Genomic DNA, 21,556 nt, shown 5'->3' with positions numbered 1-21,556 from the left:
TATATGGTCTATTTCTATTGGAAGAAAAAAAGCTATTGACGATAGTTCTCTAGTAATGTTACGCTACTACTAATTTAATACGGACGATGTTACCTCATATATACTCGATAATATGGATCGAGAGTTTCTACCCGGCAACCGAAAATTGCTGGACTATGGGGAAAACTAATGAATATTAGCTTTTTTGTGTATACAAAGACTCATATTGATTAGCTTTCTCTCATAGATGAAAGTGAATCCATATGAGTCTTTTTTTACTTTTCTAAAAGGTCAGACATCTTACGTATGACATAAAACTTCTCTAACTTTATTTATTTTCATTTTGATTTCCAAGCATATAAGCTGCGGCTATGAAGAATAAACATTGACCTGCTCTCACTTTCTCTTTTGGGTTTCACTTGGCACGGGGCTGAAAAAGGACCTGACCGCTTCTACGCTTGGCCGGATTCTCTCTCCAACCTAAAAAAGGATGTCGGTTTTTCAAGCATATAATCCGCGGCCATGAAACCCAAAAGGTGACCTACTCTCGTTTTTTTTTTGGTTTCACTTGGCATGGTGCTAAAAAAGGACCTGACCGCTTCTATGCTTGGCTGGATCCTCTCTTCTCTCTAAAGGAAAGGGTTTTTATGCCGGTTTTTCAATTTGTATTTATTAGTTATATAACGAGTGTTTTATGTAAAAACTTTATACGAACTTCTGAAAGGGGCAACTACATGCAATATGTAATGAGCGTTATCGGCATTCTTGTCGTTTTAGGTTTATGTTTTGCTTTGTCAAACAACAAAAGTAAAATCAACTTCCGTGCAATTGCTATTATGATTGGTTTCCAAATTTTAATTGGTTGGTTTATGTTTGGCACAAAGGTTGGTCAGCAGATTATTATTTTTATTAGTAAAGTCTTCAACAAGCTGATTAAACTTGGTACAACAGGTGTTGATTTCCTCTTTAACGGAATCCAAAGAGACTTTGTCTTTTTCTTAAATGTATTATTAATTATCGTCTTTTTCTCAGCACTACTTTCTATTTTTAGTTACTTAGGTGTTTTACCATTCATCGTTCGCATTGTTGGCGGTGCCATTTCAAAAATTACTGGTTTACCACGCGTTGAATCATTCCATGCAGTAAACTCTGTATTCTTCGGTTCAAGTGAAGCATTAATCGTTATTAAAAATGATTTAAAACATTTCAATAAAAACCGTATGTTTATCATTTGCTGTTCAGCAATGAGCTCAGTTTCAGCTTCTGTTACAGCATCGTACGTTATGATGTTAGATGCGAAATATGTACTAGCAGCACTTCCGTTGAACTTATTCTCTAGCTTAATTGTTTGTTCATTATTAACACCAGTTGACACACAAAAAGAAGAAGAAGTAGTTCAAAAATTTGATAGAAGCCTATTCGGTGACAGCTTTATCGGTGCAATGATTAACGGTGCACTAGATGGCTTAAAAGTAGCTGGTATCGTTGCTGCTCTAATGATCGCCTTTATCGGCGTTATGGAAGTTGTAAATTATGTAATTAGTGCAGCTTCAGGCGCAATGGGATATGCTGTTACACTGCAACAAATCTTCGGTTACATTCTTGCTCCGTTTGCATTCTTAATGGGGATTCCAGCTCACGATATTATCCCAGCTGGCGGAATCATGGGAACAAAAATCGTTTTAAATGAATTCGTAGCTATTCTTGATCTAAAAGAAGTTGCAAAAACGTTATCTCCACGTACAGTTGGAATCGTTACCGTATTCTTAATTAGCTTCGCAAGTATTAGCCAAATCGGTGCGATCGTTGGTACAATCCGTGCCCTTTCTGAAAAACAAGGAAGTGTCGTATCTAAGTTTGGCTGGAAAATGCTATTTGCATCCACACTTGCTTCTATTTTATCCGCTACGATTGCTGGATTATTTATTTAATCATGAAATCACCCTCTCTTTCCTTTTCGTTTTGGATGTGAGGGTGATATTTCTTTTACATAGTAAAAAAACATCCTAACATAAAGTAAATTTCAAGATACCTCCCGAAAATATCCATTTTCGGGAGGTATCTTTTTTTATAAAAACTAGATAACTACCATTATTTTTATTCACAAAAATTTTACATACGACAAATTCAATCCTAATAAACAGCATTTGTGTCGAATTCTCCCAAATGAGCTATTCCCCTCTATATTCCATAGTGATATGATAGACAAGGGTATGATTTACATAAACAATCTCTTATGACAAAACTAGATAGAGAATCTATTACATATGAGAGACAAAAATAAAAACACAATAGAAGGATGATATTATGAAGAAATATGCATGTATTGCTTTGCTTTCTTCTACTATTCTCGTAGGTTGTAACACTAGTACTGCTAGTGAAAAACAGACAAAAGAAGCAACTTACAAGGGCCAAAAGGAAATGAAGGAAGTACCGACCAAAGCAGTAGAAGTACCTTTGACACAAGGAATCATTTCATGGGATCCATTTGAATACAACGCAAAAAATACGACGCTTTATACAAAAAGTTTAAGAGATTCATTTAAAGAAGTGCGTTACAATATTTGGCGTACAGCTGACGGTCCTGAAAGTAAACAAACCTTTGTATCACAAGACAAAGCTCGTGATTTTGCTCTCCCGTTTCATTTACAATCATTTCATTTAAAACGTGGAGAATTTCAAATTGAAGCAGTGGGATTAAAAGATGACAACACAGAAGTTCCCCTAGTGAAATCTACGATTACATTCCAGCAATATGTACCTTTCCTTATGTATCATGCGATTGAAAAATACCCTGGACCAAGTGATGGTGATTTAGGTTTATATGTACCACCAGAACAGTTTGAAAAGCATATGCAATATTTAAAAGATAACGGTTATACAATGTTAACGTTTGAACGTTGGAGTGATGTAAACCGCGTCAATAAACCTGTCTTTGTAACAATGGATGATGGTCGAAAAAATAATATGAATGCCCTTCATATTTTACAAAAATTAAAAGATGATAAATTCCAACCAGCGGCAACAGAATTCCTCGTTTCAAGTACGATTGATACACCAAATCGTCTTACGACAGATGATATAAAACAAATGCTTGATTCCGGTATTTTTTCCATTCAATCTCATACTGCTAATCATACAATGATGGCTTATACAACTAATTATGATGAAGAATTACGTATATCTAAAGAAAAAATTGAAAGTCTTACAGGCAAAAAGGTCATCGCCCTTGCCTATCCGGTAGGTTCTTATAATGATCCAGCTGTGGAAGAAACAAAGAAACATTATGAATTTGCAGTAACTACCGATCATGGAACTCATATTACAAAAGGCACACCGAACGAACAACACTTAATCAAACGTCATTTTGTTGGTCCTAATACAACAATGGCACAGTTCATGTCGCTTGTAAAAGAAAACTATTAATCATACTTAGGCTACTTTTATGAAAAAGTGGCCTTTTCTTTACTTCTTCAACTTTAAAATTAGCTTAAATTATAGCCTTGAACATTTAGTACGCCTCTAAAAATGTTATAATTTGTAAAAAAGTTATTGGAGGTCAAAATGAAATTACATGCTTTTTTTGAGTTTCTACATTTATTATTTTTCAGCATAAAAAGTTATTATGTGTTTGGCATCCCTAGTTATGTATTTTTAATTCCTTTTATTTTTATTGTTGGCTACATGATTATAACGCTGAACAAGCCTGTAAAAAGAAAAAGACTTCGAAATAGAGAAACATCTTAACTATTTGTTTCTTTGAACTACCACCACTTTACTATGACAATACAAAAGAAAATACACAATAGAAGGTGAACGTTATGAAAAAATATGCAGCTATTGCTTTATGTACATCTGCCATTCTAGCAGGTTGTAATTCTAGCAATGCAAGTAATGGACCGAAAACAGAGAAAACGGTTCAAGAACAACCAAAAAAGCAAGAAGAAAAAGTACAACCACAGGGTAAAATATCTTGGAATCCTGTTACACATGAATCCACAAACACCTCTATCTATATGACGATATAAAGGATTCTTTAACCGAAGTACAATATAAAATTTGGCGAACTGCTGACGGAAAAGAGGGGGCAAAATCATTTACATCAAAAGAGAAAGACAAACAATTTACAATTCCTTTTGATGTAAAAGAATTTGAAGGAAAAACTTGAAAAAATTACTGGTAAACCAGTTATTGCAGTTGCCTATCCATTTGGACATGTAAATGATCAAGTTGTAGAAGAAACAAAGAAATATTATCAATTTGCGACAACAACAAAACCGGGACAGTTTATTACAAAAGGTGAAACAGATGAACTGTTAAAAATAAAGCGCGTTCGCATGCACCATTCCACAACAGTTGAACAGTTTGGACTTGCTATTAAATAAGTAAAAATAGAACGCAATCTCATCTGAGTTCTATTTATATTTTTGAAATTTTCTTGTATTATGTATATAAGAAATCTTTCGAATAAAGGAGATTGTACATATGTCATTTGAACAAACGTTAGAAAAGTATGCTGCTCTTGCAGTAAATGTCGGTGTTAATATTCAACCTGGGCAAACATTATCTATTAATGCCCCACTTGAAGCTGCTCCATTTGTCCGTCTTGTTACAGAAAAGGCATATAAATCAGGCGCAAAACATGTATATGTAGATTGGAATGATGAAGTGTTAACGCGTTTAAAATTTGATTTAGCTCCTGAAGAAGCATTCTCAGAATTCCCTGCTTGGAAGGCGCATGCACGTGAAGAATTAGCAAAAGAAGGCGCTGCATTTATGTCTATCTATGCAGAAAATCCAGATTTATTAAAAGGTGTAGATGCAAAACGAATTGCAAGTGCTCATAAGGTTGCTGGAGAAGCAATGAAAGTATACCGTGATTATGTACAAGCAGATAAAGTAAGTTGGTGTGTGATCTCTGTTCCTACGAAAGAATGGGCAGCTAAAGTATTCCCTGATGTCGCATCAGAAAAGCAAGAAGAAAAGCTATGGGATGCAATTTTCCAAGCAACTCGTGCAAATCTAGAAAACCCTGTGGAAGCATGGAAAGAACATGATGAAACATTACATAAAAAAGTAGATTACTTAAATGAAAAACATTATAAAGCTCTTCATTATACAGGCCCTGGAACAGATTTAACAATTGAACTTCCAGAAAAACACGTATGGGCTGGAGCTGGTAGTCTAAATGAAAAAAATGTACCATTTATGGCTAACATTCCAACAGAAGAAGTATTTACAATGCCTTTAAAAACAGGTGTAAATGGCCAAGTATCGAGTACAAAACCATTAGTATTTGCTGGTAACATCATCGATAACTTTACACTTACATTTGAAAATGGGCGTATTGTAGATTATAAAGCTGATGTTGGTGAAGAAGCTTTAAAACATTTAGTTGAGACAGATGAAGGCTCTCACTTCTTAGGAGAAGTTGCATTAGTACCTCACGACTCGCCAATTTCTAACACAAATATTTTATTCTATAATACTTTATTTGATGAAAATGCCTCTTGCCATTTAGCAATTGGAAATGCTTATGCATTTAACTTAGACGGCGGTAAAACAATGACAAAAGAAGAGCTTGCAGAAAATGGTGCAAACTCTAGTATTACACATGAAGACTTTATGATTGGTTCTGCCGAGCTTGATATTGACGGTATTACAGCTGATGGAACACATGAACCAATTTTCCGTAAAGGGAACTGGGCATTCTAAGACTACAAATGACTTAATAAAAAGGGCTGTTTTCCTAGGAAAACAGCCCTTTTTATTACAATCCTAACGAAATATATTTAATTTCTAAATACTCTTCGATTCCAAAATGACCACCTTCACGGCCAATTCCACTTTCTTTAAATCCGCCAAATGGCGCTTGTGCAACAGATGGAAGTCCATCATTTAAGCCAATAATTCCATATTCTAGTGCTTCACTAATTTGAAACGCTTGGCTAATATCTTTTGTAAATACATAAGCCGCTAAGCCATATGGCGTGTTATTTGCACGCTCAATGACTTCTTCTACCGTTTCAAATTTCGCAACTGGTGCTACTGGGCCAAATGTTTCTTCATTCATACATAACATTGTGTCATTTGCGCCTCCAATGACCGTTGGCTCAATAAAGTGACCATTTAACTCTGTAAGTGTTTGACCTCCAGACAGAATTTCGCCACCCTTTTTGATTGCATCTTCAATGTGTTCCTGTACTTTTTCTACAGCATTCGCATCGATAAGCGGTCCTACAGTCGTATCCTCTCCAAATCCATCGCCTACTTTAAGCTGACCTACTGCTTTTTGGAATTTCGCTGCGAATTCTCCATACACCGCTTCTTGCACAAACACGCGATTTGTACATATACATGTTTGTCCAGCATTGCGGAATTTCGAACCAATTACTGCTTCTACTGCTTTATCTAAATCCGCATCGTTCATTACGATGAATGGAGCATGGCCACCTAGCTCAAGTGAAACTTTCTTCATCGTTTTCGCAGCTCCACACATTAATTCTTTTCCGATTTCAGTCGATCCTGTAAATGAAACCTTTCTTACGCGTCCATCCTCCATCCAAGTATCAGCAATTGCCTTTGCACTACCTGTTACAATGTTTAAAACACCTTTCGGAATATCAGCTTCATGTGCTAATTCAGCTAATTTTAATGCTGTTAACGGCGTTTGACTTGCAGGTTTTACAACTGCTGTACAACCTGCTGCAAGAGCTGGTGCTACTTTTCTTGTAATCATTGCAGCTGGAAAATTCCACGGTGTAATTGCTGCAATAACACCAACAGGTTGCTTCGTTACTAAAATACGTTTATTCGGATGAGAAGCTGGAATCATTTCGCCATATACTCGTTTTCCTTCTTCTGCATACCATTCTACAAAACTATTTGCATAGTTCACTTCCCCAAGTGCTTCTGCAAATGGTTTCCCTTGTTCTTTCGTCATAATCGCCGCAATTTCTTCTTTGTTTTCATCAATTAAGGTAAACCACTTTTTTAATTTTTGCGCACGGTCAGCTGCTGTTAATTTTGACCAAGATTTAAACGCCTCATGTGCAGCATCAACTGCTTGCTTCGCTTCCGTAACCCCACCCTTTGGAACAGTCGCAAATATTTCTTGAGTCGCTGGATTATTAATTTCAATTTGTTCTTGCAATTGAATCCATTCCCCATTTATATACATTGCCTTTTGATCTAAATTTACATACGTCGCTTTCTTATCCAATGTTCTCTTCCTCCTTTATATTCTCTTCATTTTCTAAGTTATTTCCTTCATACTTACCGAGAATCATTCTAACAAAGAAATAGCCTCCAAAAACTACCCAGCCTAATACCATTAACCACTCATATGGCCAAATTAATGCAGCTGGCATTCCAGGCATATATAGCAAAATAAACCCAATACTTAATATCGTTGCAATACTTCCAACAACTTTACCCTTTTTCACTTTAAATGGTCGATTCATATTCGGATCCTTTTTACGTAGTACTAAAAAGGACAGACTAACTAATAGGTAAGAAACAACAATTCCAAGTCCACCAGCATTTACAATCCAAACAAGCGCTGGTCTTCCTAGTAATGGAGCAAAGAATGAAAGCATCCCTAAAAATATAATAGCATTTGAAGGTGTTTTATATTTTGGATGGACTTTCCCAAACCAAGCTGGAATCATTCCTGTTTTCGCCATTGCGTATAAGACGCGACTGCCTCCTATAATAAAAGCATTCCAACTTGTAATAATTCCCGCTAACCCGCCAAAAATTAAGACATTCGCAAAGATTTTCGAACCAAATACGGCTCCCATTGCATCAGCTGTTGCTAGTTTTGTTTGCATTAACGCATTTTGATCTAACGCCATCGATACACCTAATGCAATTAAGAGATAAAAAATAACCGCACAAACGACAGAGAAAATTAAAAGCTTTCCAATTTCTTTGAACGGAAGATTAACTTCTTCTGCTACTTGTGGAATGACATCAAATCCAACAAATAAAAACGGAACCATAATAAGGACAGCCATCACACCGCCTGCACCATCTATAAAAAACGGTTCTAAGTTTTTCGTATCACCATTCAAACCAGCACCAAAGACAAGCATGATACCTGTCGCGACGATGAATATTGTAAATATACTTTGAAATACCGCTGCTGTTTTCACCCCAAAATAGTTAATAACTGTAATAAGGAGTGCTCCCCCCATCCCAATCATCGCCCATGTTAAATATACATCCCAACCACCAATCGTCCATAAATAGATACTTTGATAGTCTGGTAGTATATAGTCTACAACGGTTGGAAGCGCAACAGCCTCAAAAGTAACAACTGATACATAGCCTAATACCATTGCCCAAGAAGCAATAAAGGCTGCCTTCTTTCCAAATGCCTTATATACATATAATAAACCGCCGCCAGTTTCTGGCATAGCTGAGGCAAGTTCAGCATATGTTAATCCAACGAAAATAACAAGTAATCCTCCTATAATAAAAGCAATAACTGCCCCCATAGAACCAGCAGATGTAACCCAATCCCCCGAAAGCACAACCCAACCCCATCCAAGCATTGCACCTATCGCAAGGAAAAGAACATCAAAACGTGATAGTACTTTTTTAAGTTCCTTCTTCTCCTCCAACTAAATATTCCTCCCCTATAAACTTCTTAATTTTCCTAGTAGCTGCAGATTGACTTATTTTCAGGAATTCTGCGACTTTATAACTTGATCCATGTATTTTATACGCTTTAAGAATAATATTTCGTTCTACTTCTTCCAGCATTTTATAGAGGCTTTGACCAGATTGCTCAACTGTAGATTTCTGCATAGATATTGGTAAGTCTTCTATCATAACAATATCATCAGCAGTAATGACAATCCTTTCAATTACATTTTCTATTTCCCTATTATTTCCTTCCCAAGGATACCCTAAGAACATTTGTAATGTACTGGGTGCTAACTTTACATCGCGCCCATACTTTTCATTAAAATGTTGTAGGTAATGATAAACTAACGGTAAAATATCTTCCGTTCTCTCGCGAAGTGGTGGAATTTGGATTGGTATGACATTAAGACGATAATATAAGTCTTTCCGAAACGTCCCTTGCTTTACCATTTCAGCTAAATCCCTATTCGTTGCTGCAACAATACGAACATCTACTTTTTTTAGTTCCCTACCTCCTACTGGACGAAATGTTTTTTCCTGTAATACTTGCAGCAGTTTCGCCTGAATTTCAAGCGGCATTTCACCAATCTCATCTAAAAAAAGGGTCCCTTTATGTGCTAATTCCAAAATCCCTTTTTTCCCTTCGCGATTCGCGCCTGTAAAGGAACCACCTGAGTAGCCAAACAGTTCCGATTCAATTAAATTTGTCGGTAATGCCGCACAGTTAATTTCATAAAACATTTCATTTTTACGATGACTCACTTCATGCAAATGCCGTACTAATCTACTTTTTCCTACCCCAGTCTCACCTAAAATAAGAACCGTACTATCTACCATAGCAACTTTTTTGATTGTTGCGACTATTTTTTGCATAGCTACACTTTTAAAAATAAGCCCTTCATGTTCATATGTTTCTCTTAATTCTTTTTTATATGTCTTTAACTGATTATCCATCTCCTCTACCTTTTTTCGTAATTGGTAGAGTTCAGTGAGGTCACGAGAATAACTAATCACTCTTCGTAAATTACCTTGTTCATCAAATACAGGCCTTGTACGAACATGTAAATACTCTCCTGATTTTGTTGTCTGAACAAGTTCAATCGGTTTCTTCTTCTCAATTACCTCCAATGTTGCAGATGGATAAAAAATCCCTTCTTTTTGTAGTTCTTTTACATGCTTACCTACGAGCTCCTCAGCAGATAATTGATAGTGTCTTTCACATGTGCTATTTACACGGACAACAGTCCCTTTCTCATCCGTAACAAAAATCTCATCAAATGCATATTCAAACACATCTTTTAAATCCATAAATGCTCGTTCCTTTTCTGCAACCATTCCAGCCACTCCTCAAATTCAGGGTCCATTGCTTCACTTTATTATCGCTTACATTTCATTATAAAGTGAAATCTTTATTTAAGGGAATTTTCTGCATTTTTTCTGAACAGAGTAAACTAGAATGATTGCATATTTGTTGTAAATCCGTTTTGATTTTCAGGCAGATAGGTTACTACCACGAAAACAAAAAGGGCTCCGCACTCATTTTCTCCTTTTGTTTTCACTCGGCATGGGGCTAAAAACGGCTCTGACCACCTCTACGTATGGACGGATGCTCTCTCCTACCTAAAAAGAAAGGTTTTATTTCGCTATTATTTACACACGAGCGATATCTGCTTGCTCATAACAAGCTTGCAAGGAATCTTCAATAATTGTAAGCCCCTCTTCTAGTTGTTCATCCGTAATGACAAGTGGCATTAACACACGAACTACATTCCCATACGTTCCAGCAGATAATAAGAGCAGTCCTCTTTTATTTGCTTCAGCACATAAACTTGCTGTTAATGCTTTATCAGGCTCTTTCGTTGTATGGTCTTTAACAAGTTCGAACGCACACATCGCTCCTAAACCACGAACATCACCAATACAGTTATATTTTTTCTTCATTTCCTCAAATCGATCCATCACAACTTTCCCTACATGCAGAGCTCGATCATTTAACTTTTCTTTCTCTATAATATCCAAAACAGCTAATGCCGCAGCGCATCCTAATGGACTTCCTGCATATGTTCCACCAAGTTCTCCTGGCGCTGATTCATTCATAATTTCTTTTCTCCCAATAACACCACTAATTGGTACTCCGGCCCCTAATGATTTCGAAACAGTAATTAAATCTGGAACAACATCATAGTGATCAATTGCAAAATATTTTCCTGTACGGCTAAATCCTGTTTGAATTTCATCCGCTACAAATAAAATGCCGTGTTCCGAGCAAAGACGACGTACTTCTTGTACAAACTTCTTACTTGGAACGATAAAACCACCTTCACCTTGAACAGGCTCCATTACAACAGCAGCTATGCTTTCTGGTGCAACTTCTGATATTAAAAAGTTCTTAAATTCTTCAATCATAAAATTATCGTATTGTTCGTCTGTTAAACCTTCTGGACGACGATATTCATATGGGAATGGCGCTTTATATACTTCCGGTGCAAATGGACCAAACCCGAATTTATAAGGCTTTACTTTACTTGTCATCGTCATTGTCATCAATGTACGACCGTGAAATCCTTTTGAAAACGCAATAATGCCAGTTCTTTTCGTATACTTACGAGCAATTTTCACAGCATTTTCAACCGCTTCAGCACCGCTATTTAAAAATAGTACTTGTTTCTCAAAGCTTCCAGGAGCTAATGCAGCAAGCTTCTCTGCTAATTCAATATACGGCTCATACATCATTACATTAAAGCCGGTATGAATATATTGGTCTACTTGTTTATGAAGCGCCTCTTTCACAGCAGGGTGACAATGTCCTACGTTAATTGTTCCAATCGCTCCTGCAAAATCGATAAATTGATTTCCATCTACATCTGTTACAAGCGCACCATCAGCTGACTGTACGAATGTTGAAATCCCATTACTCACGCCCCTTGGTACGATATTTTGACGGCGTTCTAATAAAGAAGCTGCTTTCGGTCCTGGAATTTGTTCATTTACTTTAGCGAATTTTGTATTCATCGTTTCTCCCATCCTTTTCTATGCTATGATTTTCCTTTTCTATATTGCAAGATGTATGCCAACTTATAAATGTGCCACCTTTCTAATCTTCTCAGTATTTCGACATAAAAAATAAGTCTATATCGACTTAATACGAGTCGATATAGACTTATTTTATTTATAGATTAGACTTTTCTCGTTCCCAAATCAATTCTCCAGAATCAGAAATGAAATGCCCCACAGAATCTAATACAATATCTGCAAGTGGTGCTAATGTTTGAAGATCACCCGTCCCAGAAAGGACTCCAATCGCATAACAAGCACCGCTATTTTTTGCTAAATGTAAATCCGTTGGCGTATCCCCAACAACTACTACCTCCCTTGGGTCTAACCCAAACTCTTCACAAAATGATTCTACAATTTGCTTATCTGGTTTTTGGGCTGGAAATGTATCTGAAGCTACAATATAATCAAAAAACGACTCTAATTGACACTGCTTTAAAAAGAGTTCTGTTGGTGCAAAATCATCCGCAGTCACAATGCCTAAAATGAACCCTTTTTCTTTCAATACTTGTAAAAGTTTTGGTAAGTCTGCTGTCATTCTCATATGTGAACGATGTTCGTACATGAGAGTAAATAGTTTTTCACTTATCCAGTGATGCATATCATACTCTGTAACAGAAGATATATGTTTGCAAAAGATTTGAGCTATATCAAAACTTGTTCCAGCTGCTAATGCACTATGCGGATTAACATATGCTCCTTCAACACCAATTTCTTTTAAAAGACTTCCTTGTAGTGATTCAGGTAATTTGTATGATTGCACAAATTCAGATACAAGTTCTTCTGCTACTTTTATCCAAATTGAATGAAAATCCATTAACGTTCCATCTTTATCAAAGAGTATTGCCTTTATCTTCTCCATAACACCCTACCTTTCTGCCCTTTTCACATTCAGTGTAGCAAGTAAATGTGGATGTAAGATGAACGTATTGTAAAAATACCATAAAAATCAAACCAACTCCCAATTTACAATTCAAATCTAATCATTTGAAAGGCGTAGAGTTACATCCATCGTGGCACTTATATTTAAATGCATGCGCCGCTTCGTTCTATACAGGTAATATCGATTTACATCAATTTATATTCAGCAACATCCCATGGACACCTTCCTACATATAAATAAAAGAGGATATATCCTCTTTACAGAATGTTGGGAAACAGGAGCTAGCAGACTCCTGTTTTTTGTCATTATGTGTCAGATCGTCGATATCCTTTGTAGAAACGCCGATATATTTGAAGAAACGGTCGATATATTCAAAAAATCGCTGATATAATTTCATTTACTATTTCTCCATCCTCACGTTATCACTAGCTAAGATTTCTTTTTCGATAACCTCAAAAAAGGATACCTTTATAAGGTATCCTCTTTATGTTCAGGAACAAATAGTTCAAGACAATGGTATATATTTTCAAATTCCATTGGCGCATCTCCGCCATATTCACCATCTAAATTAATCATTAATTTATCCGGCGAATGAACTTTAATTCGATTTGCCTGCGTATATAAAACCTTTGGATTATTAATATGTTCACCGCGTTGTGCTTGGGTTGCTGCTTTAATTAAATCAGCAATAGAGCCCTTCTTCAGCACTAATAAATCAAATAAACCATCATTAATAGATGCATATGGTGCAACCTTTTCAAAGCCACCGACAGAGCGCGTATTCGTAATTAAAAACATCGTAATTTCTTCTTGTAATAGCTTTCCATCATACTCAATTTCAACATATGTTGGGTGTAATGATGGCAGCATTTCGATACCTTTTAAGTAATAGGCAAGCTGCCCTAAAACTGTTTTCAACTTACTTGGTACTTCATATGTTAATTCTGTAATGCGTCCGCCACCAGCAATGTTAATAAAATATGTATCGTTCGCTCTACCTAGGTCTAACGGAACAGTCTTACCTTCGCAAATAATGTCCGCCGCTTCTTCAATAGAACGCGGTACACCAATTGCACGCGCAAAATCATTTGTCGTTCCAACTGGAATAATACCGAATTTCGGACGATGTTCATGCCCAACTAAACCATTTACAACCTCATTTAATGTACCGTCACCGCCTGCTGCAATAACAACATCAAACTTACGATCTGCTGCTTGCCTCGCTGCCACAGTTGCATCTCCAGGACCCGTTGTTGCATGACAAGATGTTTCATATCCAGCTTGTTCTAATTTTTGTAATACTTCTGGTAAGCTCTTTTTAAATAACTCACGACCAGAAGTAGGATTATAAATTATTCTTGCTCGCTTCATCATTCATTAGCACAGGAATTTTCTTATTCATAGAAAAAGAATATACCGAACTCTTATTCAGCGTTCCTATGCCTACCTCCTCTCATCTTCCTATCCTTCTTTTATCCCGCTCAAATAGGCAGTAAGAACCCGATTCGTGTAGCCCTCCATTAGTAAATGTTCACTAATGAAAGTTTTGCTTTATTTGACCAAGAAATATATCTTCCCATTCTTTATTACTTCTCATTGTTTCATAAAAAATAAATATAACGAATAATAAGTATCTATTATTTCACGAGATGAAAAACTCTCTATGTCTAGATTTATCATTATTCCCACCTTTTTGCAACTATCATACCATAGTTGCTATACAAACATTTTCCCACTTTTATCAGTTAATCAAACGTTTGTTTAAATAACTTTCGTAATTTAAACAAACGTTTGATTAACTCAGAAAAAACACCCAAATATGGGTGCTTTCTCTGTTTAATCTTTGCTGTTTGATAACGGTCTAGTTCTTTTTATTAACGTTTGTTAATCTCTTCAAGTAAGATCTTGTTAACAAGCGGTGGATTCGCTTGTCCTTTCGTTGCCTTCATAATTTGACCAACTAAGAAGCCAATTGCACGGTCTTTACCGTTTTTGAAGTCTTCAATAGATTGTTCGTTATTATCAAGAATTTCTGTTACGACCTTACGAAGTGTACCTTCGTCAGAAATTTGAACAAGACCTTTCGCCTTAACGATTTCTTCTGGGTCTCCACCTTTTTCAATTAATTCGTTAAATACTTTTTTCGCGATTTTAGACGAAATTGTACCTTTTTCAATTAATTGAACCATTTTAGATAGCCCAGCTGGCGTTAATGCTACGTCTTTTAATTCTTTTTGTTGTTTGTTTAAGTATGCAAGTACTTCACCCATTAACCAGTTTGATGTTAATTTCGCGTCTGCACCATCTGCGATTGTCGCTTCAAAGAAATCAGACATCTCTTTTGTTAATGTTAATACGTGCGCATCATAAGCTGGTAAACCAAGTTCTGCAACATAACGTACTTTACGAGCATCTGGAAGTTCTGGAATAGAAGCGCGAACGCGTTCTTTCCACTCATCGTCGATGTAAAGTTCAACTAAATCTGGCTCTGGGAAGTAACGGTAATCGTCAGATCCTTCTTTTACACGCATTAAGATTGTTTTCTTTGTTGCTTCATCGTAACGACGTGTTTCTTGTTGGATGATGCCACCAGATAATAGTTCTTTTTCTTGACGTACTTGTTCATGCTCAAGCCCTTTTTGTACATAAGTAAATGAGTTTAAGTTTTTCAGCTCTGCTTTTGTACCAAACTTCTCTTGTCCTACTGGACGAAGGGAAATGTTTGCATCACAGCGTAGAGACCCCTCTTCCATCTTACAATCAGATACACCTGTATATTGAATGATAGATTTTAATTTTTCTAAATATGCATATGCTTCTTCTGGCGTACGCATATCCGGCTCAGATACGATTTCGATTAATGGCATACCTTGACGGTTATAATCCACTAATGAGCCTTCACTTGTATGCGTTGATTTACCAGCATCTTCTTCTAGGTGAAGACGTGTAATACCGATACGTTTCTTTTTGCCATCTACTTCGATTTCAATCCAACCATTTTCACCAATTGGCTTATCAAATTGAGAGATTTGGTAAGCTTTCGGATTATCTGGGTAGAAATAGTTTTTACGGTCGAACTTCGTTTCCGTTGCGATTTCACAGTTTAATGCCATTGCAGCTTTCATCGCAAAGTTAACTGCTTCTTTATTTAAAGTAGGAAGTACCCCTGGGTATCCTAAATCAATTACACTTGTTTGTGTATTTGGCTCCGCTCCGAATTCTGTTGGACTCGCAGAGAAAATTTTCGAATTTGTTTTTAACTCAACGTGAACCTCTAAACCAATAATTGTTTCTAAATTCATCTATGCTCGCCTCCTTACAGACTTGCTTTTTTTGTATGATAGTCTGTTGCTTGCTCAAACGCATGTGCAACGCGGTAAATTGTCGCTTCATCGAAGTGTTTACCAATGATTTGTAGACCAAGTGGCATGTTGTTAGCACCGAATCCACATGGAACAGAAATCGCTGGAACACCTGCTAAGTTTACTGGGATTGTTAAAATGTCGTTTGCATACATTGTCATTGGATCATCAACTTTTTCGCCTACTTTAAATGCCGGAGTTGGCGTTGTTGGTCCAATAATAACATCGTAGTTAGCAAATACATTTTCAAAGTCGTTTTTAATTAATGTACGTACTTGCTGTGCTTTTTTGTAATATGCATCATAGTAACCAGAGCTAAGTGCAAATGTACCAAGCATAATACGACGTTTTACTTCATCACCGAAACCTTCGCTACGCGTGTTTTTGTAAAGATCTAATAAATTATTGACATTATCAGAACGAACACCGTAACGTACGCCATCGAAGCGTGAAAGGTTAGCAGATGCTTCAGAAGAAGATAATAAGTAATACGTTGCTAGAGCGTATTTAGAGTGTGGAAGAGATACTTCCTCCCAAGTTGCGCCCATACCTTCTAATACTTTTAACGCAGCTAGTACTGACTCACGAGCTTCTTCGCCAACACCTTCGCCTAAGTATTCTTTCGGTACAGCAATGCGTAAACCTTTAACGTCGCCTGTTAAACCAGCTAAATAGTTTCCAACTTCAACATTTGCAGAAGTTGCATCCATGCGGTCAATACCTGAAATAGCTTGTAATAAGTATGCATTGTCTTCTACTGTACGTGTAATCGGCCCAATTTGGTCAAGTGAAGATGCGAATGCAACTAAACCATAACGAGATACGCGTCCGTAAGTTGGTTTTAAACCTACAACACCGCAATATGCAGCTGGCTGACGGATAGAACCACCCGTATCAGAACCTAGAGAGAATAATACTTCTCCTGCCGCTACTGCCGCTGCAGAACCACCACTAGATCCACCTGGAACGTAATCTAAGTTCCATGGGTTTTTCGTAGCATAGAAACCTGAGTTTTCATTTGAAGAACCCATTGCGAACTCGTCCATATTTAACTTACCAATTGTAATTGTGTCAGCAGCTTTTAGCTTTTGCACAACTGTCGCATCATAAATTGGATCGAAGTTTGCTAATATTTTACTCGCACAAGTTGTACGAAGTCCGTTAGTTACAATGTTATCTTTTACACCGATAGGCATACCGAATAATAAACCATTATCTTCAGCACCAATCTTTGCATCTAATTCTTTCGCTTTCGCGCGTGCATTTTCTTCATCTAATGTAAGAAAAGCTTTTACGTTATCTTCAACATCCGCAATACGTTTGTAAGATTCTTCTACTAAATCCGTAACGGAAATTTCTTTGTTGTTTAACTTCTTATGTAACTCTGATACAGAATGATCAAATAATGACATCGAAATTCCCCTCCTCTATTCTAATACTGCTGGAACACGGATTTGATTATCTTTGTGATCCGGTGCATTTTTTAATACTTCTTCTACTGGTAAACCTTTTTCTGGTACATCTTCACGCATAACATTTTTCATAGTTAATACGTGAGTTGTTGGTTTTACATTTGTTGTATCTAATTCATTTAACTGCTCTGCAAATGTAACAATTGCATCGAGTTGTTTTTGAAATTTTTCTGCTTCTTGATCTGTAATTGCAAGACGTGCTAAATGCGCTACATGCTTTACATTCTCAACGGAAATTCTTGACACGGCTAGGCCACCTCCATAATATATCGTTCAATCTACAATACTATTGATGATACCAAATTTTCAGTACTTCAAGCAAGTCAACACACGGCACTTACAGCATTTTTACATAAAAAAAGAAAGGCTTTTTCCTTTCTTTACAAATTACGATTTATCAACTGGTTCTTTTTTAGGAATATGTTCATTATCTTCCTCATTATCACGAATTGTTTTTTGCAGTACAAAACATGACATTGTTAAAAACAAAGTACCTATTAAATAATATCCTTTCACACTAAGTGGTTCATCTAACGTATAAATGCCTATTAACATACCTGAAAGTGCGCATACAAACGAAGTCCATGCTAAAAATGTGAACGCTTGCGTATTTCTCCTTCTCATTGTTCTCCCCCTTGCTAGCGATCTATCCATTATAGATAAGTATATTACTATTATGGATTTTTATGTAAATCCAAATTAAAAAACGAACATCAAATCATTCTTTTCAGATGGGAGAGAGTATCCGGCCATGCATAGAAGCGGTCAGTGCCTTTTTTCGCCCCATGCCGTATGAAAACAAAAAGGGGAAATAAGTGGAGAATTGTTTTTACTTTCATAGCCGCAGTTCATATGTAGAAAAATCAAAATGGATTTATATAGCTTGGATATTTCCTTGTTAGCCTTATGTCTACGATAGATAAGTATATTACTATTATGAGGTTTCTTTTTCATTTAGTCTGAAAAAACAGGTAATAATCATTTGACATTTATTTGCAATAAGCATAGAATAAAAACAAATATTACGAACCTCGAAATATACGGGAGTGGAAATAATTGTTGCAATACGAACATTTTTTAGACTTACTGCTAGACAACGCCAAGAAGCTTTTCTATCCAGAAGAATGGGTAAGCCTTGATTTATCACTTTCTAAAACAGAAGTATTCTGCCTGTTATGGATGGAGCGAAATACAGATATTACGATGACAAAGATCACCGAACTTCTTGATATTCCAATGAGCACGACGACAGGTGTCGTGAATCGACTTGTGAAAAAAGGATATATTGAGCGCTATCGGAATGAAAATGATCGCCGCATTGTACTCATTCGTTTAACCGAAACTGGCGTACAACTCGTTCAAGAAGTGAAACAAAATGCTGCTCATTACTTTAACCTTGTGACGGAAGCATTATCAGAAGAAGAGAAAGCATTCTTACTACAAATCTTCCAAAAGATTATGAACCACATCGCTACGTCACAACAAAAACAAGTCGAAAAGCTTCCTACACCTAAGATGAAGAACATCCCGATTGAATAATGCCCTTTATGGGTTTTTATTCAAATATATATTTCGATACTCGTAATATTCGACAACCGAAACAAAGGGGATATAAATATGAGAATTATTTTGTATACAGGTAAAGGCGGCGTAGGAAAAACTAGCATTTCAGCAGCAACAGCGCTTCAAAGCGCAAAACAAGGATTAAAAACATTAGTGATGAGCACAGATCCAGCTCATAGTTTAGGAGATTCATTTGGGATAAAATTATCTTCTGAACCAAAAGAACTTCGTGAAAATTTATGGGCACAAGAAATCAATACCATTTATGAAATGGAAAAAGGCTGGGGAAAATTACAAAAGTATATTACATTACTCTTTACCTCAAAAGCTGCTGACGATATTACAACAGAGGAGTTAACGATGTTTCCAGGCATGGAAGACTTAATTAGTTTACTTCGTGTACTCGATTACTATAAACAAAAAACATATGATGTCATCATTATTGACTGCGCACCAACGGGAGAAACGTTAGCTATGTTAAGCTTTCCTGATATGCTCGGTTGGTGGATGGAAAAACTCTTTCCGATTAAAAGAAAAGTTTTAAAAGTTGTCCGTCCTGTTGCACAACCACTTCTCGGCGTTCCACTCCCTACTGATGATATTATGGACGAATTAACGAATACACTTGAACAACTAGGAGAAATGCGAGATATTTTATCTAACCGAGAAGTGACAAGTATTCGCGTTGTTGTCAATCCAGAAAAAATGGTTATTAAAGAAGCACAGCGTAGTTTCACCTATTTAAATTTATATGATTATAACGTCGATGCCATCATGATTAACCGTGTCATACCTGATACCGTCACAGATTCTTATTTTCAAGCATGGAAAGATGCCCAAAAGAAATATAAAGCACTTATCCAAGATAGCTTTCAACCACTTCCTATTTATGAAGCTCCCATGTTTGAACAAGAAGTAGTTGGATTACCTATGCTAGAACGTGTAGGAGCTGCTTTATTCAAAGATGATGCAGAACCAACCGCCGTAAAATTCAACGGTCGTACACAATATGTAATAAAAGATGGAGATGACTATATTTTTGTTCTCTCTATTCCATTCTCAGATAAAAGTGACCTCTCTTTAAATCAAAAAGGTGATGAACTTATCATTCACGCTGGTTCTGTCAAACGGAACATTACGTTACCAAAAACATTAACGCATTTATCCGTTCAAGGTGCAAAATTTGAAGGAGATGTATTAAACATTCGCTTTGGAGGTGTTGTTCATGCGTGAAGATTTACTAAGAAAATTGATTCGTACAAAAGTGGAAGTTGGCATGTATATCATAAATGAATTACCTACTCCAATTCAGCGATCTGCAAAAAAAGCGCTAAGTATTTTACAAGAAGAGCTTTCTTCTTGTATGCAAGAAACAGCGAAACCTACAACGAGTAACTTAAAGAACATTACGATTGAATAAAGTGAAACTTTAATCAGTGGGGTTTTTCTTCATCCCTCACTGATTATCAGCCCTCACCAATCGGGCTTTTACGGGCAGTTGATCCCCCACCTATCTTCCTCGTTTCTCTCTGAATCTTGAGGTGAGGAGTCTTACCGCCCGTTAATGCGGAATAAATAAAAAGGACCAGGAAAACTCCTGGTCCTTTTACTCTACCTAACAGACATTGGATTTTATATGATACAGAATTGGAAGGTACAAAATTAGGGTATCGTCTGTTAGGCATGGTATATGTTGAACGAGCTAACAGCGGAGGGGTTCCTACTGTTAGTTCGTTAAACCCGATGTTATTTTACAATTTTCTCTAACTCTTCAAGTGAAAGGTCTACTGAAATTGCACCATCTTTTGTTTCTTTCTTAACTGCTTCTTTTACTTCTTTTGAATGGTACAATTCAATCACTTTTTTAATCGTTGGATCATTTTTGTCTTTCGTACGAGCTGCGAAAATATTAATATATGGTTTCGCATTCTCGTTTTTTGGATTTTCTAAGAAAATAGGATCTTTCACTGGGTTTAAACCAGCTTGACCCGCAACACCATTATTAATAACGGAAGCTGCTACGTCTTTTAATACACGTGGTGTTTGCTGCGCAATAACTGGTGTAATTTTTAATTTCTTTGGATTTTCAGCAATACCACTTGGATCACCAAATAGACCAAAGTCTTTTTTCAATTTCAATAATCCAGCTGCATCAAGAAGTTTTAATGCACGCGCTTGGTTCGTTGGATCATTGGGAATTGCAATTTCTGAACCATCTGGAATTTCATTTGGTTTTTTATATTTTTCAGAGAATAATCCCATTGGTGCAATTTGAGTTGTACCAACGGCTGTGATATCTAACTTATGTTCCTTTTTAAATTGCTCTAAAAAGGCAATATGTTGGAATGAATTCAATTCGATATCACCATCAGCTAACGCTTTATTTGGTGTTGTATAATCCGAGAACTCCACAATTTTAACCTTAATTCCTTCTTTTTCAGCTTTCTTCTGAAGAATAGTCCAAGCGTCTCCATCCGTTCCTGTTACACCGACGCGAACTACCTTTTCTTTTGCACCAGCCCCGCAACCGCTTAATACCGATACACTAACCAACGCTGATAATGCAAATGCTAATATCTTTTTCATTTTCT

Annotated in this window: 17 protein-coding genes, 1 pseudogene and 1 riboswitch; of the genes and pseudogenes, 7 read left to right on the top strand and 11 right to left on the bottom strand. The window is 36.5% G+C overall.

Features of this window, described 5'->3' with window-relative positions; genetic code table 11:
- The first annotated feature begins 74 nt into the window (after positions 1-74).
- Positions 75-176: riboswitch (purine riboswitch) on the top strand.
- Positions 177-713: 537 nt separating this feature from the next.
- From AAIE21_RS23630 to AAIE21_RS23610, 4 genes and pseudogenes are all read left to right on the top strand, one after another.
- On the top strand, positions 714-1,910 hold the full coding sequence (locus AAIE21_RS23630; RefSeq protein WP_343268996.1) for a NupC/NupG family nucleoside CNT transporter: 1,197 nt from the start codon (positions 714-716) through the stop codon (positions 1,908-1,910).
- A 376-nt stretch (positions 1,911-2,286) separates the two neighbouring features.
- Positions 2,287-3,405 carry a polysaccharide deacetylase family protein gene (locus AAIE21_RS23625; protein WP_343268995.1) on the top strand — a complete coding sequence of 373 codons (1,119 nt, stop codon included), beginning with the start codon at positions 2,287-2,289 and terminating at the stop codon, positions 3,403-3,405.
- 395 nt (positions 3,406-3,800) lie between these two features.
- A pseudogene (locus AAIE21_RS23615) lies at positions 3,801-4,364 on the top strand (polysaccharide deacetylase family protein).
- Between the two features lie 100 nt (positions 4,365-4,464).
- Positions 4,465-5,694, top strand: coding sequence for an aminopeptidase (locus AAIE21_RS23610; protein ID WP_343268993.1), 1,230 nt, complete (start codon positions 4,465-4,467; stop codon positions 5,692-5,694).
- A 55-nt stretch (positions 5,695-5,749) separates the two neighbouring features.
- Here the strand turns inward: AAIE21_RS23610 and AAIE21_RS23605 are convergent, their stop codons facing one another.
- The 10 genes from AAIE21_RS23605 to AAIE21_RS23560 all read right to left on the bottom strand — a co-directional run bounded on the left by AAIE21_RS23605 (position 5,750) and on the right by AAIE21_RS23560 (position 18,026).
- Complete coding sequence (locus tag AAIE21_RS23605) at positions 5,750-7,201, bottom strand: NAD-dependent succinate-semialdehyde dehydrogenase (RefSeq protein ID WP_343268992.1); 1,452 nt, start codon at positions 7,199-7,201, stop codon at positions 5,750-5,752.
- Positions 7,194-8,606, bottom strand: coding sequence for an APC family permease (locus AAIE21_RS23600; RefSeq protein WP_343268991.1), 1,413 nt, complete (start codon positions 8,604-8,606; stop codon positions 7,194-7,196). Before AAIE21_RS23600 ends, AAIE21_RS23605 begins: the two co-directional genes overlap by 8 nt.
- Positions 8,584-9,966, bottom strand: coding sequence for a sigma-54 interaction domain-containing protein (locus tag AAIE21_RS23595; RefSeq protein ID WP_343268990.1), 1,383 nt, complete (start codon positions 9,964-9,966; stop codon positions 8,584-8,586). Before AAIE21_RS23595 ends, AAIE21_RS23600 begins: the two co-directional genes overlap by 23 nt.
- A 315-nt stretch (positions 9,967-10,281) precedes the next feature.
- A complete protein-coding gene (gene gabT / locus AAIE21_RS23590) occupies positions 10,282-11,643 on the bottom strand; it encodes a 4-aminobutyrate--2-oxoglutarate transaminase (RefSeq protein WP_343268989.1) in 1,362 nt (453 codons plus the stop codon).
- 157 nt (positions 11,644-11,800) lie between these two features.
- On the bottom strand, positions 11,801-12,547 hold the full coding sequence (locus AAIE21_RS23585; protein ID WP_343268988.1) for an HAD family hydrolase: 747 nt from the start codon (positions 12,545-12,547) through the stop codon (positions 11,801-11,803).
- A gap of 489 nt (positions 12,548-13,036) precedes the next feature.
- Positions 13,037-13,942 (bottom strand): diacylglycerol kinase, encoded by a 906-nt coding sequence (locus tag AAIE21_RS23580; RefSeq protein WP_343268987.1) that lies wholly within the window; start codon positions 13,940-13,942, stop codon positions 13,037-13,039.
- 500 nt (positions 13,943-14,442) lie between these two features.
- On the bottom strand, positions 14,443-15,870 hold the full coding sequence (gene gatB / locus AAIE21_RS23575) for an Asp-tRNA(Asn)/Glu-tRNA(Gln) amidotransferase subunit GatB (RefSeq protein WP_343268986.1): 1,428 nt from the start codon (positions 15,868-15,870) through the stop codon (positions 14,443-14,445).
- Between the two features lie 14 nt (positions 15,871-15,884).
- Positions 15,885-17,342 carry an Asp-tRNA(Asn)/Glu-tRNA(Gln) amidotransferase subunit GatA gene (gene gatA / locus AAIE21_RS23570; protein WP_000051433.1) on the bottom strand — a complete coding sequence of 486 codons (1,458 nt, stop codon included), beginning with the start codon at positions 17,340-17,342 and terminating at the stop codon, positions 15,885-15,887.
- A 15-nt stretch (positions 17,343-17,357) separates the two neighbouring features.
- Complete coding sequence (gene gatC / locus AAIE21_RS23565) at positions 17,358-17,648, bottom strand: Asp-tRNA(Asn)/Glu-tRNA(Gln) amidotransferase subunit GatC (protein ID WP_000087000.1); 291 nt, start codon at positions 17,646-17,648, stop codon at positions 17,358-17,360.
- Between the two features lie 141 nt (positions 17,649-17,789).
- The gene (locus AAIE21_RS23560; protein WP_241817398.1) at positions 17,790-18,026 is read right to left on the bottom strand and encodes a YiaA/YiaB family inner membrane protein; all 237 of its coding nucleotides are present in this window, start codon (positions 18,024-18,026) and stop codon (positions 17,790-17,792) included.
- A gap of 432 nt (positions 18,027-18,458) precedes the next feature.
- Here AAIE21_RS23560 and AAIE21_RS23555 point away from each other — a divergent pair, with 432 nt between their 5' ends.
- The 3 genes from AAIE21_RS23555 (at position 18,459) to AAIE21_RS23545 (ending at position 20,385) form a co-directional block, all read left to right on the top strand.
- Complete coding sequence (locus AAIE21_RS23555; protein ID WP_343268985.1) at positions 18,459-18,941, top strand: MarR family winged helix-turn-helix transcriptional regulator; 483 nt, start codon at positions 18,459-18,461, stop codon at positions 18,939-18,941.
- 78 nt (positions 18,942-19,019) lie between these two features.
- Positions 19,020-20,198, top strand: coding sequence for an ArsA family ATPase (locus AAIE21_RS23550; RefSeq protein ID WP_343268984.1), 1,179 nt, complete (start codon positions 19,020-19,022; stop codon positions 20,196-20,198).
- A complete protein-coding gene (locus tag AAIE21_RS23545) occupies positions 20,191-20,385 on the top strand; it encodes a DUF3926 domain-containing protein (RefSeq protein ID WP_343268983.1) in 195 nt (64 codons plus the stop codon). The genes AAIE21_RS23550 and AAIE21_RS23545 overlap by 8 nt, the downstream gene beginning before the upstream one ends.
- Before the next feature lie 326 nt (positions 20,386-20,711).
- On the opposite strand, the gene AAIE21_RS23540 is transcribed toward AAIE21_RS23545, so the two are convergent.
- Positions 20,712-21,551 (bottom strand): MetQ/NlpA family ABC transporter substrate-binding protein, encoded by an 840-nt coding sequence (locus AAIE21_RS23540; protein ID WP_343268982.1) that lies wholly within the window; start codon positions 21,549-21,551, stop codon positions 20,712-20,714.
- Positions 21,552-21,556 lie beyond the last annotated feature (5 nt).

The sequence above is a fragment of the Paenibacillus sp. 102 genome, from assembly GCF_039549175.1.
Lineage (GTDB): Bacteria > Bacillota > Bacilli > Bacillales > Bacillaceae_G > Bacillus_A.
Note: the sequence above shows the minus strand (reverse complement) of the source record. Positions and strands in the feature narration are given on the sequence as shown.

What these genes read in the sequence shown, in the direction of transcription:
- gatA (WP_000051433.1), bottom strand. Translation starts at nt 17,342, where the DNA reads ATGTCATTATTTGATCATTCTGTATCAGAGTTACATAAGAAGTTAAAC.
- gatB (WP_343268986.1), bottom strand. Translation starts at nt 15,870, where the DNA reads ATGAATTTAGAAACAATTATTGGTTTAGAGGTTCACGTTGAGTTAAAA.
- AAIE21_RS23545 (WP_343268983.1), top strand. Translation starts at nt 20,191, where the DNA reads ATGCGTGAAGATTTACTAAGAAAATTGATTCGTACAAAAGTGGAAGTT.
- gabT (WP_343268989.1), bottom strand. Translation starts at nt 11,643, where the DNA reads ATGAATACAAAATTCGCTAAAGTAAATGAACAAATTCCAGGACCGAAA.
- AAIE21_RS23610 (WP_343268993.1), top strand. Translation starts at nt 4,465, where the DNA reads ATGTCATTTGAACAAACGTTAGAAAAGTATGCTGCTCTTGCAGTAAAT.
- AAIE21_RS23540 (WP_343268982.1), bottom strand. Translation starts at nt 21,551, where the DNA reads ATGAAAAAGATATTAGCATTTGCATTATCAGCGTTGGTTAGTGTATCG.
- AAIE21_RS23625 (WP_343268995.1), top strand. Translation starts at nt 2,287, where the DNA reads ATGAAGAAATATGCATGTATTGCTTTGCTTTCTTCTACTATTCTCGTA.
- AAIE21_RS23560 (WP_241817398.1), bottom strand. Translation starts at nt 18,026, where the DNA reads ATGAGAAGGAGAAATACGCAAGCGTTCACATTTTTAGCATGGACTTCG.
- AAIE21_RS23595 (WP_343268990.1), bottom strand. Translation starts at nt 9,966, where the DNA reads ATGGTTGCAGAAAAGGAACGAGCATTTATGGATTTAAAAGATGTGTTT.
- AAIE21_RS23550 (WP_343268984.1), top strand. Translation starts at nt 19,020, where the DNA reads ATGAGAATTATTTTGTATACAGGTAAAGGCGGCGTAGGAAAAACTAGC.
- AAIE21_RS23580 (WP_343268987.1), bottom strand. Translation starts at nt 13,942, where the DNA reads ATGATGAAGCGAGCAAGAATAATTTATAATCCTACTTCTGGTCGTGAG.
- AAIE21_RS23630 (WP_343268996.1), top strand. Translation starts at nt 714, where the DNA reads ATGCAATATGTAATGAGCGTTATCGGCATTCTTGTCGTTTTAGGTTTA.
- AAIE21_RS23585 (WP_343268988.1), bottom strand. Translation starts at nt 12,547, where the DNA reads ATGGAGAAGATAAAGGCAATACTCTTTGATAAAGATGGAACGTTAATG.